The organism is Acinetobacter calcoaceticus (assembly GCF_900520355.1).
Lineage (GTDB): Bacteria > Pseudomonadota > Gammaproteobacteria > Pseudomonadales > Moraxellaceae > Acinetobacter > Acinetobacter calcoaceticus_C.
In genome coordinates, this window is sequence record NZ_LS999521.1 from 1,958,793 (window position 1) to 1,974,305 (window position 15,513).

General features: G+C 39.0%; 12 protein-coding genes and 1 pseudogene. 4 read left to right on the forward strand and 9 right to left on the reverse strand.

What is annotated here, in order from left to right; all coding sequences use genetic code 11:
- Window positions 1–3 precede the first annotated feature (3 nt).
- Both pqqB and pqqA read right to left on the reverse strand, forming a co-directional pair.
- Complete coding sequence (pqqB, locus tag AC2117_RS09400) at window positions 4–915, reverse strand: pyrroloquinoline quinone biosynthesis protein PqqB (RefSeq protein ID WP_133973612.1); 912 nt, start codon at window positions 913–915, stop codon at window positions 4–6.
- 74 nt (window positions 916–989) lie between these two features.
- Window positions 990–1,064 (reverse strand): pyrroloquinoline quinone precursor peptide PqqA, encoded by a 75-nt coding sequence (gene pqqA, locus AC2117_RS09405; RefSeq protein WP_001982218.1) that lies wholly within the window; start codon window positions 1,062–1,064, stop codon window positions 990–992.
- Between the two features lie 354 nt (window positions 1,065–1,418).
- Here pqqA and AC2117_RS09410 point away from each other — a divergent pair, with 354 nt between their 5' ends.
- Complete coding sequence (locus tag AC2117_RS09410) at window positions 1,419–3,200, forward strand: bifunctional metallophosphatase/5'-nucleotidase (protein ID WP_133973613.1); 1,782 nt, start codon at window positions 1,419–1,421, stop codon at window positions 3,198–3,200.
- A 53-nt stretch (window positions 3,201–3,253) separates the two neighbouring features.
- Here the strand turns inward: AC2117_RS09410 and AC2117_RS09415 are convergent, their stop codons facing one another.
- A complete protein-coding gene (locus AC2117_RS09415) occupies window positions 3,254–3,655 on the reverse strand; it encodes a transcriptional repressor (protein ID WP_133973615.1) in 402 nt (133 codons plus the stop codon).
- 138 nt (window positions 3,656–3,793) lie between these two features.
- The gene (locus AC2117_RS09420; RefSeq protein ID WP_133973617.1) at window positions 3,794–5,755 is read right to left on the reverse strand and encodes a TonB-dependent receptor plug domain-containing protein; all 1,962 of its coding nucleotides are present in this window, start codon (window positions 5,753–5,755) and stop codon (window positions 3,794–3,796) included.
- 218 nt (window positions 5,756–5,973) lie between these two features.
- Between AC2117_RS09420 and AC2117_RS09425 the strand changes: the two genes are divergently transcribed.
- A complete protein-coding gene (locus AC2117_RS09425; RefSeq protein WP_133973619.1) occupies window positions 5,974–9,135 on the forward strand; it encodes a multidrug efflux RND transporter permease subunit in 3,162 nt (1,053 codons plus the stop codon).
- Between the two features lie 55 nt (window positions 9,136–9,190).
- On the opposite strand, the gene AC2117_RS19035 is transcribed toward AC2117_RS09425, so the two are convergent.
- The 5 genes and pseudogenes from AC2117_RS19035 to AC2117_RS09445 form a co-directional block, all read right to left on the reverse strand.
- A complete protein-coding gene (locus tag AC2117_RS19035; RefSeq protein ID WP_235823111.1) occupies window positions 9,191–9,379 on the reverse strand; it encodes a phosphopantetheine-binding protein in 189 nt (62 codons plus the stop codon).
- A gap of 30 nt (window positions 9,380–9,409) precedes the next feature.
- A pseudogene (locus tag AC2117_RS09430) lies at window positions 9,410–10,060 on the reverse strand (isochorismatase family protein); the annotation flags it as partial.
- 21 nt (window positions 10,061–10,081) lie between these two features.
- Window positions 10,082–11,746, reverse strand: a complete 1,665-nt coding sequence (locus tag AC2117_RS09435) for a (2,3-dihydroxybenzoyl)adenylate synthase (RefSeq protein WP_133973623.1) — start codon at window positions 11,744–11,746, stop codon at window positions 10,082–10,084.
- Window positions 11,743–12,981 carry an isochorismate synthase MenF gene (locus AC2117_RS09440; RefSeq protein WP_133973625.1) on the reverse strand — a complete coding sequence of 413 codons (1,239 nt, stop codon included), beginning with the start codon at window positions 12,979–12,981 and terminating at the stop codon, window positions 11,743–11,745. The genes AC2117_RS09435 and AC2117_RS09440 overlap by 4 nt, the downstream gene beginning before the upstream one ends.
- A gap of 44 nt (window positions 12,982–13,025) precedes the next feature.
- Window positions 13,026–13,796 (reverse strand): SDR family oxidoreductase, encoded by a 771-nt coding sequence (locus AC2117_RS09445; protein ID WP_133973627.1) that lies wholly within the window; start codon window positions 13,794–13,796, stop codon window positions 13,026–13,028.
- A gap of 267 nt (window positions 13,797–14,063) precedes the next feature.
- On the opposite strand from AC2117_RS09445, the gene fes reads away from it, so the two are divergent.
- Together fes and AC2117_RS09455 are read left to right on the forward strand one after the other, a co-directional pair.
- Window positions 14,064–15,266, forward strand: coding sequence for an enterochelin esterase (gene fes / locus AC2117_RS09450; RefSeq protein ID WP_133973629.1), 1,203 nt, complete (start codon window positions 14,064–14,066; stop codon window positions 15,264–15,266).
- Window positions 15,267–15,295: 29 nt separating this feature from the next.
- Window positions 15,296–15,511, forward strand: a complete 216-nt coding sequence (locus tag AC2117_RS09455) for an MbtH family protein (RefSeq protein WP_003651732.1) — start codon at window positions 15,296–15,298, stop codon at window positions 15,509–15,511.
- The last annotated feature ends 2 nt before the right edge of the window (window positions 15,512–15,513 follow it).

Sequence of the window (15,513 nt, forward strand, 5' to 3'; positions counted from 1 at the left end):
ACCTTAGAGTTCAATCTGCATGCCATCATAGGCAACTTCTACGCCATTTGCTTTAAGCTCAGCAAACTGGCTAGAGTTTTCATTTAAAATTGGATTGGTATTGTTAATATGGATGAGCACTTTTTTAGGTGTACTCAGCTGATTTAAATACGACAGTGAACCACCTTCGCCACTAATATATAAATGCCCCATTTCACAGCCAGTTTTTTTACCAACACCCGTTTGTTGCATTTCATCGTCTGTCCAGAGCGTTCCATCAATCATGACGCAGTCTGAACTCTGCATAATTTGCATGATGTGATCATCAATTTTTCCAAGACCTGGTGCGTAAAATAACTGTTTTTGTGTTTTATGGTCTTTGATAATTAAGGCAATGTTGTCGCCGTCATGTGGATCATTTCGATGTGGTGAATATGGTGGCGCAGCACTTTTAATAATTAAAGGTAAAAATTCTAAATTTTCAAAACCATCAATTTTAAAAGCTTGTTTAGGGTTAATCTCGTGATATTGAAGACCACCATTCCAGTGTTTGAGCATATTAAAAACTGGAAAGCCAGTAGTCAGGTCCTGATAGACCATTTCTGTACACCACACATTCATTGGACAACCTTCACGTAAGGTTAAAAGCCCAGTGGTATGATCTAACTGACTATCCATTAAAATAACGCTAGTGATGCCTGTATCACGCAATTTACGCGCTGGTTGAGCTGCTTTAAATTCGAAAAGCTGCTGGCGAATGTCTGGTGATGCGTTTAATAAAATCCAATCTATTCCATTTTCAGAAACAGCAATTGAGGATTGAGTCCGTGCTTTAGCTTGGATTGTACCTGTGCGAACACCATGACAATTGGGGCAATTACAATTCCACTGCGGGAACCCGCCTCCGGCAGCTGAGCCTAAAACATGAATATACATAAAATAATATCTTATTAGAAAGAGATAAGCCCTAGAACAAGACTAGGGCTTATGACACATTTAGATGAAATTGATTAACGTGCTTCGAAGTACATAGTCACTTCAAAACCAATGCGTAAATCAGTAAAAGCTGGTTTAGTCCATTGCATAAATTATCTCCGGTTCATATTAATCTTATGAAATGAATCACTTGATTAAATTTGATAAGGCAATTAAAAATTTATTCTAAATAAAAAATTGGGATTTGTAGACAACTTCTAGCTAAGATATTGTTCGATAATTGTGTTTTTTGTCCAAATTTTAATATTTCTAACCCATCAGCCTAGTTATAGGCTAATAAAATAGAACTTTATTAAAATGGTAAATTTTTTTTATTACGCTAATTTGGCTCGATCATTAACTTTTTTAATGTTTTTCTATTTTTTATCATCTTCATTTTTCATCAAATATTCATACTAAAAGCGTATTTTTTTATCCGTCTTAATTGATCAAATGATAAAAAAATGAAAAATTCAACAACACTATTTAAAGTAACATCGCTTTCTCTGGCGATGATTGTATTGGCTGGGTGTAATGACAATGATGATAACGACACAGCACCACCTGCCCAAAGAAGCAATCAGACCGTAAATATCTTAGCTTTTAACGATTTTCATGGAAATCTTGAGCCACCAAAGCGTTATGTTGAAGCACCTAATCCAAACGATGCAACGCAGTCGGTTCGGGTTCCTGTGGGTGGAGTCAGTTACTTTGCCGATGCAATTAAAAAACTTAAAGCAGAAAATCCAAATAATGCTGTGGTTTCGGCAGGCGATTTAATTAGTGCTTCCCCACTTACCTCATCTTTATTTTTAGATGAACCGACCATTGAAGTCATGAATGATATTCAAATTGACTTTAATGCGGTAGGTAACCATGAATTTGACCGTGGTACAGATGAGTTACGTCGTTTGAAGAACGGTGGATGTCAGCAATACACGAGTACTACACCTTGCCAAATTAATAAAAACTTTAGCGGTGCAAAATTTGATTTTCTTGCAGCTAACGTAGCAATGAAAAATGATGCGAGCAAAACAATCTTTCCTGCCTATAAAGTCAAAACTTACGGCGGTATTCCAGTTGCATTTATTGGTTTAACCCTTAAAGCAACGCCGAGTATTGTTTCGGCAGCTGGCATTAAAGATGTGGAATTCCGTGATGAAGCTGATACGGTAAATGCCTTGATTCCTGAGTTACAAAAACAAGGGATTGAAGCAATTGTGGTTGTAGTACACGAAGGTGCCGCACCAGGTACTAAGTTTAATGAAAAAACATGTGATGGCTTAAGCGGCCCGATTTTAGGTATTTTAGATAAGCTTAATCCAGCGGTTGATATTGTTGTTTCGGGGCATACGCATCAATCTTATATTTGTGACTATGCTACAAAAAATCCGGCAAAACCGTTCTTGCTTACCTCAGCTGGACAATATGGCACGCTTATCACTGACATTAAGGTTGAGCTTGATGGTAAAACTGGTGATGTGATTAAAAAGGATGCTAAACAGGTTCCTATACAAAGTGAAGCCTACACATCTGGTACAACCACTGTAAGTCTTACAGATCTCTATCAAAAATTTAGCAAAACGCCAAGCATTGAGGCCATTTTAGATAAGTACCGCCAAGCTGTGACCACCATTTCAAGCCGTGTGGTTGGAACTGCGACAGCAGTTGTAAGTCGTACTCAAGTCGAAAGTGGTGAAAGCCCACTAGGGATTATGATTGCCGATGCTCAGCAAGCGTTTGCCTTAAAAGCAAGTAACCAAGGTTCTGACTTTACACTCATGAACCCAGGTGGTGTACGTGCAGACCTACTCATTAATAGCAGTAACCAGATTACCTTTGGCGATGTTTTTGCGGTTCAACCCTTTGGTAACTCTATTGTGACTTTGAGCTTAACTGGCAAACAGATTAAAGATGTACTTGAACAACAATGGTCTGGTGCAAATGCAAACTCACCTAGAATTTTACAGCCATCTAAAGAATTAAGTTATCAATATGCGGCAAATACTTCTGTTTCACCGCGGGCAAGTAATATTATGGTTGCTGGTTCACCATTGGTTGACAGTAAAGTATACCGTGTGACGGTAAATAGCTTCTTGGCAGATGGTGGCGATAACTTTACGGTATTAAAAGAAGGTCAAAACCGTGTAGGTGGTGGTCAAGATATTGATGCCCTTGAAAGCTATATTGCTAAGAATTCACCGTTAATTATTCCAGCTACAACTCGAATTAACGTCATCAAATAAGAAATTTAATAAAAAAAAGGACAGTTCAGGCTGTCCTTTTTTATCTAAACTTTTTATTCTGTATAGAGATTAAGCTCAATACTACTAATATCTGCTCCAGTATTTGCAAAAATAATTTCCATGACTTCATGAAGTAATTCATTAACTTTCTCATGCTCAAAGTTAGAGGCTTCTGATGTTTTAAGACAAATCAGATTACAGCTCATTTTATCTTTTCTAATTTTGTAGATGCTTTTGCTTTTTCCTAAGAATACTCTTTTGATGAGTTTGCGATTTTCAAATTCAGATAAAATTCTATAGATCGTTCCCAAGGTTATTTTATATTCATTTTTAATTTGAGCATAAATATTGTCTGCGCTTAAACCTTGTGGATTCTGATTTAAGATTTCAAAAACGTGTATTCTCGATTTTTTTATCGGTAGTCCGTTTAATAATGATTTTGAAGTTGCCGTCATGATTAATTAGCCTGAATATTTAGAAGTATAGAAATTCTTAAAATTATTTTGTCTATACTTACTTGAAAATTATGGGTATTTGTGGTTTAAAAAACAAAGCTTATTCCCCTATGAATAAGCTTTGAGCTTAGTTTTACCTTAGAAACTATAAGTCGCTTTTACAAAATAATTGCGTCCATAGAGTTTGGTGTTGAACGTTTTGTTTTTATCTTCTAGATCAACATCGGTCAGGTTTTTTACGCCATAGTCCAATGTTAAACGTGGTGAAAGTGGTGACGTAAATGTCACGTCGTAAGTTGTATAAGCTGGTAACTCTTTAGTTGCTGAGTACATTTGTTTACCCACATAACTTACGCCTGCATTTACCCGGAAATCTTCAACGGGTGCCCAAGAAATTGAACCATTAGCGAGCCACTCTGGTCGTTCAGTTAAATCTTTACCTGTAGTTTTGTTTTTTGCATCTAAGTAAGTTGCATTTGCTTTCACACCTAAATTATCTGTGAAGTCATAACCACCAGTGAGCTCAACCCCTTTGAGTTCTGCACGGCTTACATTGGTCCAAATTTTTCTAAAATCACCTTCTAAACGAGGGTCTCCATCACTTAAGGTAATCGCTTCAATCAGGTTCTTCACATCATTTTGGAAAACCGTAACTCCAGCATTCCAATTTGGTCGAGTCACAATTAAAGAAGCTTCATAATTCGTACTTTCTTCGGGATCTAAATTAGGGTTACCTCGAATATGACAACTACCGCCACATGAGATCATTGAATAATTGATATCTAACTGTGCTGGAGATGGAACCTTATATGCCTGTCCTACACCACCTTTAAGGATGACACCTTCTGCTAACTCATATGTTAAATACGCTTTACCTGTTGATTTTCCATCAAAGTCATCAAAATCGTCATAACGTCCACCTAAAGTTAAGGTCAGCGCATCGTTAATGTGGGTATCGTTTTGAACAAATACACCGTAGCTCTTCTGCTGGTTTTTTCCAGTGCCGATATAACTCACAACATCGGTAATTTTCTGATCTTTATAATCAAAACCAGCGGTGGCGTTATTCATCAGCCAATCAAAGTTAGCGAAAGCACGGCCAATTAAATTTTCTTGCTTATATTGACGACTTTGCGGTGCGTCATACTCACTGTCGTAGTCATAAATTTTGGCTGTTTCTTTACCAATGTATGCTTCTGTTTTACCCCATCCCCATTTTCCGCGGTGCGCAATGCCCACATTGGTACGTTTCATTTCTGATTCTTGAATTGAAGTTGCAGCATCTTGGGTAAGAGGTCGTTTATCGTTGTTATAACCCAAATCTAAATCTAAAGTTTGTTGATCACTAATATTCCAGCTTAAAGTACCGTTTACATTTTTAGTGTCTTTTTCTACAAAGTACGCCCCATCTGGATCTGGCTTACCATTTCGATACCATGCATCACGGTTATAGGCATCACCTGCCAAAGTAAAACTTAAATTATCGGTTAAACCGCCATATAAGTTAAACCCGTAACGGAATTGATCCTTACCATTGCCACGGTCTGCTCGGTTATATTGCCCAAAGATCGAACCATGAAGCTGCCCATCTTCGGCTTTTTTGGTAATAATATTGATTACCCCACCCATGGCATCTGCACCATAAAGTGATGACATTGGCCCACGAATGACTTCAACACGTTCGATACTATTTAAAGGAATTGCACTCCAGTCAAAGTCATTGCCTCGCCACATTGCTCCGTTTGATGACATGCGTTTGCCATTAAGCAAAATTAAAGTGTAGTTACCCGATGTGTTGAGCATTCCTCGGATAACAATTTTATCTTGTCCACTATTGTAGTTATAAACCCCAGCTTGTTTTTGTAAAACATCAGCAAGACTGAGTGCTGCACTACGTTCAATCTCTTCACTAGTAATCACACTAATCGATGCAGGTGCTTTATCAACATCTTGTTCTTTTAATGCTGCTGAAACCACAATGGTTTTAAGTTTTTGAACAGGTTCATTTTTATCAGATTTTTCTGTGTCCAAATTTGCTTGAGCCGCAAATGGAAGTAGTGTTGAGATGGCGACCACCAGCGCCTTTTTGGTTAATGTCATTTCTCGACCCCTCTGTTAAATAATAATTACCATATGATAATAATTATCATTTGTAATGATGGGATGCATCATATCCTCATGGCTTTCAAGGTTCAAGATAAAAATAAGTATTAATAATATAATGATAATCATTATTGTTTGTGGTGTAAAAAAGCGTTAATATTATACTTGCGTGTGCCTAAAAACCTATTTAAAACAAGCTTAAAGTAGACATAACAATGCTCTCTCGTTTTTTTATTTATCACCCTATCTTTGTTTGTGTCATTGCAATCACGATTCTTATTTTTGGTTTTTTTGCGACTTTGGCCATGCCTGTCGAACGCTATCCTAACCTTGCACCACCGAGTGTTTCTGTTGTTACCAACTATCGTGGTGCTGCTGCTGAAACTGTAGAAGAAAGCGTGACCCAAATTTTAGAACAACAAATAAAAGGTCTGGATAATTTGCTTTACTTTACGTCCTATAGTGAATCATCGGGAACGAGTAGCATTGATATTCACTTTAAAATTGGAACAGATATTGATAAAGCACAGTTACAAGTACAAAACCGAATTAATGGTGCGTTAAACCGTTTGCCAGAAGAAGTTCAAAGGCAAGGCGTAAACATATGGAAAACCACGGGTGATATGCTGCTTATTGTTGGGCTATATGATGAAACAGGAAAAGCCAGCAATATTGAGTTGTCTGATTATATGGTGAATCACTTTGAACAACCTTTAAGTCAGTTACAAGGAATTGGTGAGGTTGATGTTTTTGGTTCAAGTTATGCCATGCGAATATGGTTAAATCCAAATCAGCTTAGAAATTACCAACTTGTGCCGAGTGATATTGAACAGGCCCTCGAAGATTATAATACTCAAATTGCTGCGGGTTCGATTGGTGCAATGCCTTCCGCTTCCGACCAGAATATTTATGCAAAAGTAAAAGCAGGTTCACGTTTAAAAACAATAGATGATTTTAAGTCGGTAGTAGTTAAAGCGAATATTGATGGAAGCCTTGTTTATTTAAAAGATGTCGCGAGAGTCGAATTAGGTGCAGAAAATTATGAAAGTATTAATACGCTTAATGGTTATCCATCGGCAGGCCTAGGTATTTCTTTAAGCCCTGATGCCAATGCAATTGAGACTTCTGCTCTTATTAAAGAAAAAATGGCTCAGCTTAGCCAGCATTTACCAGCCGGATATAAAATTGTCTATCCAAGAGACAATACCCCCTTTATTGAAGAGTCAATTAAGCAGGTCATTATCACTTTGCTTGAAGCGATTGTATTGGTCGTGATCGTTATGTACCTCTTTTTACAAAATTGGCGCGCAACACTGATTCCAACCATTACGGTTCCTATTGTAATTAGTGGGACATTTGTGGTGTTGTATTTGTTTGGAATGAGCATTAACACCCTTACCCTATTTGCACTGGTTTTAGCGATTGGGCTGTTGGTGGATGACACGATTGTAGTGGTCGAAAATGTTGAACGACTTATGCATGAACAACAGCTGAGTGTACGTGAAGCTTGTTTAATGTCGATGCAAGAGATTAGCGGTGCATTGGTTGGTATTACACTGGTATTAACCGCAGTATTTATTCCAATGGCTTTTTTTAGTGGTTCGACGGGTATGATTTACCGTCAATTTTCTATTACCTTAGCGGCAGCCATGTTGTTATCGCTATTTGTTGCCATGACTATTACGCCAGCAATGTGCGCAGTTTTATTAAAAAAACATAATACAAAGCCAAAATGGGGAAAAGCGCTTGAGCTTGCTCTTCAAAAAGTCAGATCAACTTTTAGTTTTTTATCCGTTCGCCTAATTCAGTTCAAAGTTTTTTCCAGTTTGTTAGTTGTGGGCATAGCGGTTATTTTATTTATGATTTACCGCGGCTTGCCTACAAGCTTTATTCCTAACGAAGACCAAGGGCTACTTGCTGTTCCCTATAGTTTGCATAATAGTGCTTCGATGAGTCAGACCGAAGAAGTTGGAAAGCTCGTCAATCATTATTTCTTTGAACATGAAGCCAAAAATATTAATACCGTACTTGTGGTGAATGGACAAAATTTTTCAGGAAGTGGGCCAAATCTAGGCATGGCGTTTATTTCGCTTAAACATTGGAATGAGCGTAAAGGCGAAGCCAATACGGCGAGTGCTATTCGTGAACGCGCTCAAACTTATTTGCAAAAAAACTTGCCAGCCAAAGTGATGGTAGGAATGCCACCAAGCGTATCTGGTTTAGGACAGTCTGATGCTTTGGAACTTTGGCTTAGAGACGTAAATGGTCAAGGACGCGATGAGTTAATCAAGCAATATAAAGCCCTAGAAAAAGAGGCGCGGAACTATTCGGCCTTTGAAAATTTAAGTCCCCTTGTGAGTGAAGATAAAGCCGAAGTATTTATTCAACTCGATCAGAATAAGGCAAAAATGTTAGGAATTGATCAGCAAGCGATACGTTCAACTTTATCTACCGCTTGGGGTGGAAACTATGTTGGTGATTTTGTTGAAAGAGGTCGAATTAAAAGAATTATTATGCAGGGTGACTCTGAATTTCGCTCTAAACCCGAAGACTTAGCTTACTGGCATGTACGAAACAATACAGGTGGAATGCTTTCACTCGCGCATTTTGCTCAAAGTCAGTGGACTGGTGGACCGGAAGCTTTAACTCGCTTTATGGGATTAGCTGCTATACAACTTGAAGCGAATATCAGTCCAAGCTTTAGTTCAGGACAAGCCATGCAAGAACTTACGGATATGGTTGCTAAACAATCTGGTGTAGACGTTGCTTGGAGTGGCCTCTCGTTACAAGAGCAGCAATCTAATCGGCAGGCTATCTTTTTATATGTCATTTCTATTTTGTTTATTTTCTTATGTTTGGCAGCTTTATATGAAAGTTGGAAAGTCCCATTTATTATTTTATTAGGCCTACCTTTAGGAATTACGGGCACTATTATTTTTGCCAAGGTCTTTAACTTACCGAATGATGTTTATTTTCAAATTGCTCTATTAACGGGTATTGGCCTGTCTTGTAAAAATGCAATTCTAATTGTGGAGTTTGCGACCCAAGCGCTCAAACAAGGAAAAAGTAAAATCGACGCAGCAAGTGAAGCGTTAAAGTTGCGGTTACGTCCAATTTTGATGACTTCCCTTGCTTTTGGTGCGGGTGTTATTCCTTTAATTTTTGCGACAGGTGCAGGCGCTGCTAGTCGTTATGAAATTGGGATGAGTGTATTTGGAAGTGTTGTGTTTGGCACCTTACTTGTACCGCTATTTACAGTGTTTTTCTTTGTTATTATTCATAGTGTGCCAAGTTTTCAGTGGTCAATCAGCAAACTCAGGTTTACTCGAACTTTGAAATTTAACCGCCGTATTAAAAAAGATAATACCTCTTTCTAATTATTAAAATAAAAAAATGGCAGATATTAAATCTGCCATTTTTTATTCTTTCAATTTAAGCGACTAGCTTATCAATCCAAACTTCTAGTGTTGGTTGTTCGGCTAAATCTTCAAAGCTCACCTGTGCACCGTAAGCTTGCCATTTACCTACCAGTGTCATGAGGCGTACCGAATCAAGCCCAAGCATGAGTAAGTCATCATTTAACTGAATGTCTGATGCAGGAATCTGTAGCTGTTCACTCACTGCCAAGACAATACCTTCTTGGGTTAACGGCGATGCAGCTTGTTCAAGTTCCCAAGCTCGTGTGACTTGTTGGGTCGTCATGACTTGTGCGCATCGTGTACTAGCATATTTCAAAGCCATATCGTGCTCTTCACGACTAAAGTCAGCAAGTGCATCTCCACATAAAAACGGTTGAATGTTTAGCATAAAGGCTTCTGCTGCGCTCATGAGGCAGCCAATATGAGCATAAACACCACAAATAATGAGCTGATCACGATTTGACTCACGCATGAGCTGTTCAAGTGGAGAAAACTTAAATGCGCTATAACGCCATTTTGTTAAAACAGTATCATTTTTCTGAGGCGTAATTTCCGGCAAAATTTGGGTGATATTTGGATCATCTTTTAGACCACTTCCCCAGAAATCAGTTAATAACTGGCGATGTTCTGGCGTCTGGTTACCAGGCTGGGCGGTATAGACCACAGGGATATTAAACTTGCGTGCAGTTTCAATCAGTTCTTTGGTATTTTTAATGAGCTCTGGAATAGGCGCTTGAGTCTGATCATAAAAATCTAAAAAATATTGCTGCATATCATGAACCAATAAAACAGCGCGGTTGGTATGCAACTGCCAATGTGTTTTATTCGCCGTAAATTCATGCGCTTGGGGCATGCTGTAACTAGCAATTTTTGGAATACTCATCAAATTTTTCCTTTTTTACCTTTAAGCAAGAACATTGGTTTTAGTTTCAAGTTGTTGACGCAATCTTTTTTTGTCGATTTTTCCAAAGGCTGTGTATGGGAATTGCTCGATAAATTCCACGCGATCTGGAATTTTGTAGGTCGCAAGTCCATAGTCTTTAAGGTGTTGGCGTACTGACATCGCAAGACGAATTGGGCTTGGATCATCGCTTTGGGATTGCCATGCAACAAAGGCACAGCTTTTTTCACCCATAACCTCATCAGGCATAGCAACCAGTGCCGCTAGGCGAATTTGTGGATGAGTTAATAGAGCTTGTTCAACTTCTTCGGTCGCAATCTTTTCCCCAGCACGATTAATTTGTTCTTTAGAACGGCCTTCGACAACAATGCAGCCATCTTCACGAATACGAACTAAATCGCCAGTGCGATAAAAGCCGTCGGGAGTAAAAGAGCGCTCATTGTGCTCTGGTGCTTGGTAATAACCGCGAATGGTATATGGACCCCGTGTAAGCAAATGCCCCACTTGCCCAGCTTCTACTGGTTGATCGTTATCAGCTAGCACTAAAATTTCATCATCTTCTGAAATTTTTAAACCTTGGGTATGGATAATTTGCTCTTTGGTCATATCAAAACGGGTGTAGTTCACCAGCCCTTCAGCCATTCCAAAAACTTGTTGCAGATTGACCTTAAACTCATCAATCAGGCGTGAGGCAACTGCATCAGGTAATCGCGCCCCACCCACTTGTAAGCAACGCAATGTCGATAAGATTGGGTTTTGATCTTTTGCAGCTTTATCCATCCAAGGTCGAACTAATGCGGGAACAAGGCAGGCATCGGTAACACTATGTTTTTTTATTAATGGAAATGCCGTATCAGGACTTGGATCGGTTCCTAAAACGACCGCTCCACCTGCATAAAAAATACCTAAAGAACCAGCTGAGCTCATTGAAAAGTTATGCGCCGCAGGTAAAACCATGAGTAAGCGTGATGACTGGTCCAGACAACAGATTTTTGCGCTCTCACGAACACTGTAGAGGTAGTCGTCATGGGTACGTGGAATAAGCTTAGGAACCCCAGTACTTCCACCAGAAAGCTGTAAAAAAGCAACTTGATCTGCCGTAGTCGGCGAGATCGCCTCATCCAAAATTTTTGTTTCTTTTAATAGGTCTTGAATGGCAGCAAAGTTACCAGCATTTCCAAGTACAAATACATGTTGTAAGCAAGAAGCTGTTTGCTGAAGCTTTTCGGCAAGTTCTCTGTAGTCAAATTTTTGTGCACCAAAATCAGCACAGAAATAAGCTTTTGCTTGAGTCTGTTTGAAAAAACTACTGAGTTCTGCATAGCGATGTGCAGGTAAAGACATTACTGGTAGTGCACCAAGCCGAATAAGTGCAAAAAATAAAACATAAAACTGATAGTGGTTCGGCATTTGTACAACTGCTTTGTCACCCGCATGTAAGCCGTGTTGATATAAATGGCTTGTACAGCAATCGACTAAATAATCAAACTCAGAGTAAGTAACGGCTTTTTCACCATCATAGATTGCAATATTTTTCGGGTACTTTTGAGCACTTTCTCGCAAGAAGTCACTCAAGTTTTGCCCAATCCAATAACCTTTTTTACGGTAAATCTCAGCGAACTCTGCTGGATATGGCACAGCACCATCCAAATAAACTTGTGTTGTCATGTGTTTGATCCTTGGATTGGCAATTGATTGGGTGAAATGTGGAATCCGTCCAGCACAGTACGGAATTTTGCGGCAGTTTCAGCATGTTCAGCTTGCGGACGAGAAGCTTCCACAATGCCTGCACCAGCAAATAAACGCGCAATATTTTGATAAATTCGTGCACACCGAACGGTTACCGACCATTCACCATTACCTTGTTCATCTGCCCAGCCCATGGTTCCTGCAAAGAGTTCACGATTAAATGGTTCAAGTTGCTGAATTAAATCTTTGGCTACTGGGCTCGGTTCGCCACAAATTGCAGGCGTTGGATGTAAGCGTTCAATGAGATCAAATACATGGGTGTCGGCTTGTTTTAACTCACCAGTAATATGTGAAGCCAAGTGCCAAAGACGTTTGGTACGAATGAGGGATGGTTGCTTAGGAACATGTAATTGTTTGCAAAAAGGTGTGAGCTCATCTGCAATCATTTCGATCACAAGTGCATGTTCACGTTGATCTTTTTGTGAAGCGAGTAATGCTCTGGCGTTATTTTGGTCTAGGGTTGGATCGTCATCACGAGCCAATGTGCCAGCAACCGGTTTACTCCAGATTTTTGTATTTTGCTTTGCAATTAAAAGTTCTGGGCTTGCACCGACAAACCAACCTTCACTTTGAGGATGTCTCGCAACAGCGTAGTTATAACCTTCAGGATTATGTTTGGCTAAATTGAAAAATAAGTCTGAGACTGGAATATTTTGTTCATATTCAAGTTGTAAAATGCGCGCTAGAACAGCTTTATCCAGTTTCTTTGCCTGCATTTGCTGAACCAGATATTCAACTTGCTGCTGATAATGTTCACCTAACGGGAAATAATCAACCTTGTTTAATCTTAAAGAACTAAGATCTATATCAGATTGTGCATAGAGGACCTTCTGACATATTTTTGCATTTTGCATGAGCATTAAATTGACATCTGCTGCCGAGCAAAACGGCAGTCCGCCCATAATTTTGACGTCTTTATAACCGTCGTTAATTGCTTGCTGTAATTGAATTCGCGCTTCTTGTAGCCAGTCTTTTAAAAGGCTATTTTTAGCGACCTGAATATCTTGTAATTTCTGATGACTATTGATTGTGTATTCTGGTGTAGTAAAAATAAAACCCGCATCATGTCCGCACTTTAGAACCTCTTGAGCAAGTGCAACGTGGCTTTCAGTAAAATTTTCTCGTTGGATAAAATACGGATGTTGTGCCGACATCTCGTGACTCCTTATACCGTTATTTTGTTGTAATGAATGAGTGTTTAAACGCCTAAAGTGGCTCCCCCATCAACCACAATTTCTTGCATGGTAATTTGTGCTGCCTGATCGGAAAGTAAAAAGCTGACTGTATTTGCAATGTCTTCAGGCTGGGCTAATTTTCTTAAAGGAATGCCTGTGCGGTATTGGCTTAAATCGCCATCAATTACCGCTGGTGGCGGTGTATTGTCCGTCCACAACTGCTGTTGCATTTGGGTTAAAGTTGAGCCCGGTGAAACAATGTTGAGTCGTACCTGATGAGGTGCGATTTCAAGTGCAAGATTACGGCAGTAATGGCTCAGCGCGGCTTTACTTGTAGCGTACATGCCCAGTTGTATCCGTGGCATACGTGAACTATTTGAACTAATCGTGACAATACTTCCCTGTTTTTTTTCACAAAAATGTTTGGCAAGTTGCTGACTAATCGCAATAGGTGCCATGACATTTACCGCAAAAAGTGTTTCCCAATCTTCTGTTTTTGCTTCAAGCATAGAACGTATAATCAAGACACCTGCTGCGTTCACTAAACCTGTAATGTTGTGCTTTTCTAAAAGATCGGCAATAAGCTTTTGAGTAGCTTGTTGCTGTGTAATGTCCTGTGAAATGCCTTGCCAACGTAAACATTCATCTGATGTCAGATTTTTGCTGATTTCCCATTGTTCTGGGTTTTCCTGCCGGTCAATACCGATCACTTGATACCCTTGTTGCAATAATTGCTTTGCAATAGCAGCTCCGATACCTCTTGCAGCGCCTGTGACTACGATGGTAGAGCTCATGTTTAACTCCCGTCTGATTTGTTCACTAAATTGCACAATATAATTGCAAATAATTATCATTATTATCAAGGGCGATAAATATCAAACATCAGATTACAATCTAAATTAAGTTATTTATTAACCATAATTTCAAAGTAAGCTATTGTTTTTAATTAATATTAATAAAAATCATCTTTTTTTATTGATTATAATGATAATTGTTTTCATTTACTAATGAGAATCATTCTGATAATTTGACCGCGCTTTCTTGTCGATATGGATTCAATCATGAAGCCATTTTCTATGCCCTTACACCCCTTGTTTCAACAATCAAATGTTGGATGTGAAACTTGGTGGAATACCGTTAAAAAATTAGGTAATCCCCTTGTTAGTGTGCAAACAAAAAATAAAACTTCTTGCACTTTTGTTTGGCGCAAACCCCAGCACGAAGAGTGTTGCTTCGTTTATATCGATGTCTATTCACAAAGCCCATCTATCTATCAAAAGTGGAATCGTTTTAGCCATATAGCTGGGACAGATGTGTACTTTTTTGAAATAGAGCTCCCTGTGGCGTGGAACGGTAGTTATGTTGTAGTTACAGCTAGTGAGGAAGCACCACAAACAAATTGTGCGGCAACGCGACGATCATGGTGGCAAACCCAGCTTAAACAAAATGCTCAGATTGACTCATTAAGTCATCAGCAGTTTTATAGCGGACACTTGGCTCGTTACATTAATCAAGTTCAACTCGAAAAGACAAAACAATTACTCGCCACTCCTTGCTCTATTACAAAGACTTTTCAGTGGTCAAGTGTGTTATGTGAACAAGACTATTTAGTTGATATTTTTATTAGCGGTCAGGTAGTTCCAAAGCCATTACCACTCGTTATTTTTCTTGATGGGCAAGTCTGGAGTCGAGAGCTTTCAATTCTTTCCGAAATTCGAGATTTAACCAATTTAAAAAAACTCCGTCCAGCTGCATACGTATTTATCGATAGTTTAAACAGCCAACAACGTATAAAAGATTATGGTTGCCATGATGGATTTAGTCTGGCGCTTGTAAATGAATTATTAGAAATTCTTTTAGAACAATATTCATTTATTTCAACAATAAACATCACTTTATGCGGTCAAAGTTTAGGTGGTTTATGTGCTTTGCATAGTGCATTACTTTTCCCAAAAGTTTTTACATCGCTAGTTTTGCAGTCTGGCTCTTATTGGTGGTCAGATTTTTCTAACAGCGCTTTGGGACGAAACCATGCAGGTAACCTTTTAGAACTACTCAATTTATCTCATCCATTACCAAAAACAACTCAAATTTATATCAGTGCAGGCACGTATGAAACCGATATGCGGGACGATGCCCACCAGCTTTATCAACAATTGCAATCATTCAATCAAGTGAGTTTTCAAACTTTTTCAGGCGGCCACGATGCGGTGAACTGGCGTGCAGACTTGCTTAAGGCATTGCAAAAAATTCTTTCACTATAACCATTTGTTTCATCAAGGATAACAATATCATGAGCAACTTACAGGAAAACTATATTAATCCTTTCGATAATGAAAGTTTGTCTTTTCAGGTTTTAAAAAATCAGCAAGGTGAATTCAGTTTATGGCCAGCCCAACATCAGGTGCCATCAGGTTGGGACGTTCAACATGGTCCAGATACACGGGCTTCGTGTATTGCGTATGTAGAAAAGCATTGGGTTGCGATTAACCCCTTTCAGCAAGCGTAAAG

Excerpts from the sequence above, each read along its gene's own strand:
- AC2117_RS09420 (WP_133973617.1), bottom strand. The coding sequence starts at position 5,755 with ATGACATTAACCAAAAAGGCGCTGGTGGTCGCCATCTCAACACTACTT.
- pqqB (WP_133973612.1), bottom strand. The coding sequence starts at position 915 with ATGTATATTCATGTTTTAGGCTCAGCTGCCGGAGGCGGGTTCCCGCAG.
- AC2117_RS09445 (WP_133973627.1), bottom strand. The coding sequence starts at position 13,796 with ATGAGCTCTACCATCGTAGTCACAGGCGCTGCAAGAGGTATCGGAGCT.
- AC2117_RS09455 (WP_003651732.1), top strand. The coding sequence starts at position 15,296 with ATGAGCAACTTACAGGAAAACTATATTAATCCTTTCGATAATGAAAGT.
- AC2117_RS09440 (WP_133973625.1), bottom strand. The coding sequence starts at position 12,981 with ATGTCGGCACAACATCCGTATTTTATCCAACGAGAAAATTTTACTGAA.
- AC2117_RS09435 (WP_133973623.1), bottom strand. The coding sequence starts at position 11,746 with ATGACAACACAAGTTTATTTGGATGGTGCTGTGCCATATCCAGCAGAG.
- AC2117_RS09410 (WP_133973613.1), top strand. The coding sequence starts at position 1,419 with ATGAAAAATTCAACAACACTATTTAAAGTAACATCGCTTTCTCTGGCG.
- AC2117_RS09415 (WP_133973615.1), bottom strand. The coding sequence starts at position 3,655 with ATGACGGCAACTTCAAAATCATTATTAAACGGACTACCGATAAAAAAA.
- fes (WP_133973629.1), top strand. The coding sequence starts at position 14,064 with ATGAAGCCATTTTCTATGCCCTTACACCCCTTGTTTCAACAATCAAAT.
- AC2117_RS09425 (WP_133973619.1), top strand. The coding sequence starts at position 5,974 with ATGCTCTCTCGTTTTTTTATTTATCACCCTATCTTTGTTTGTGTCATT.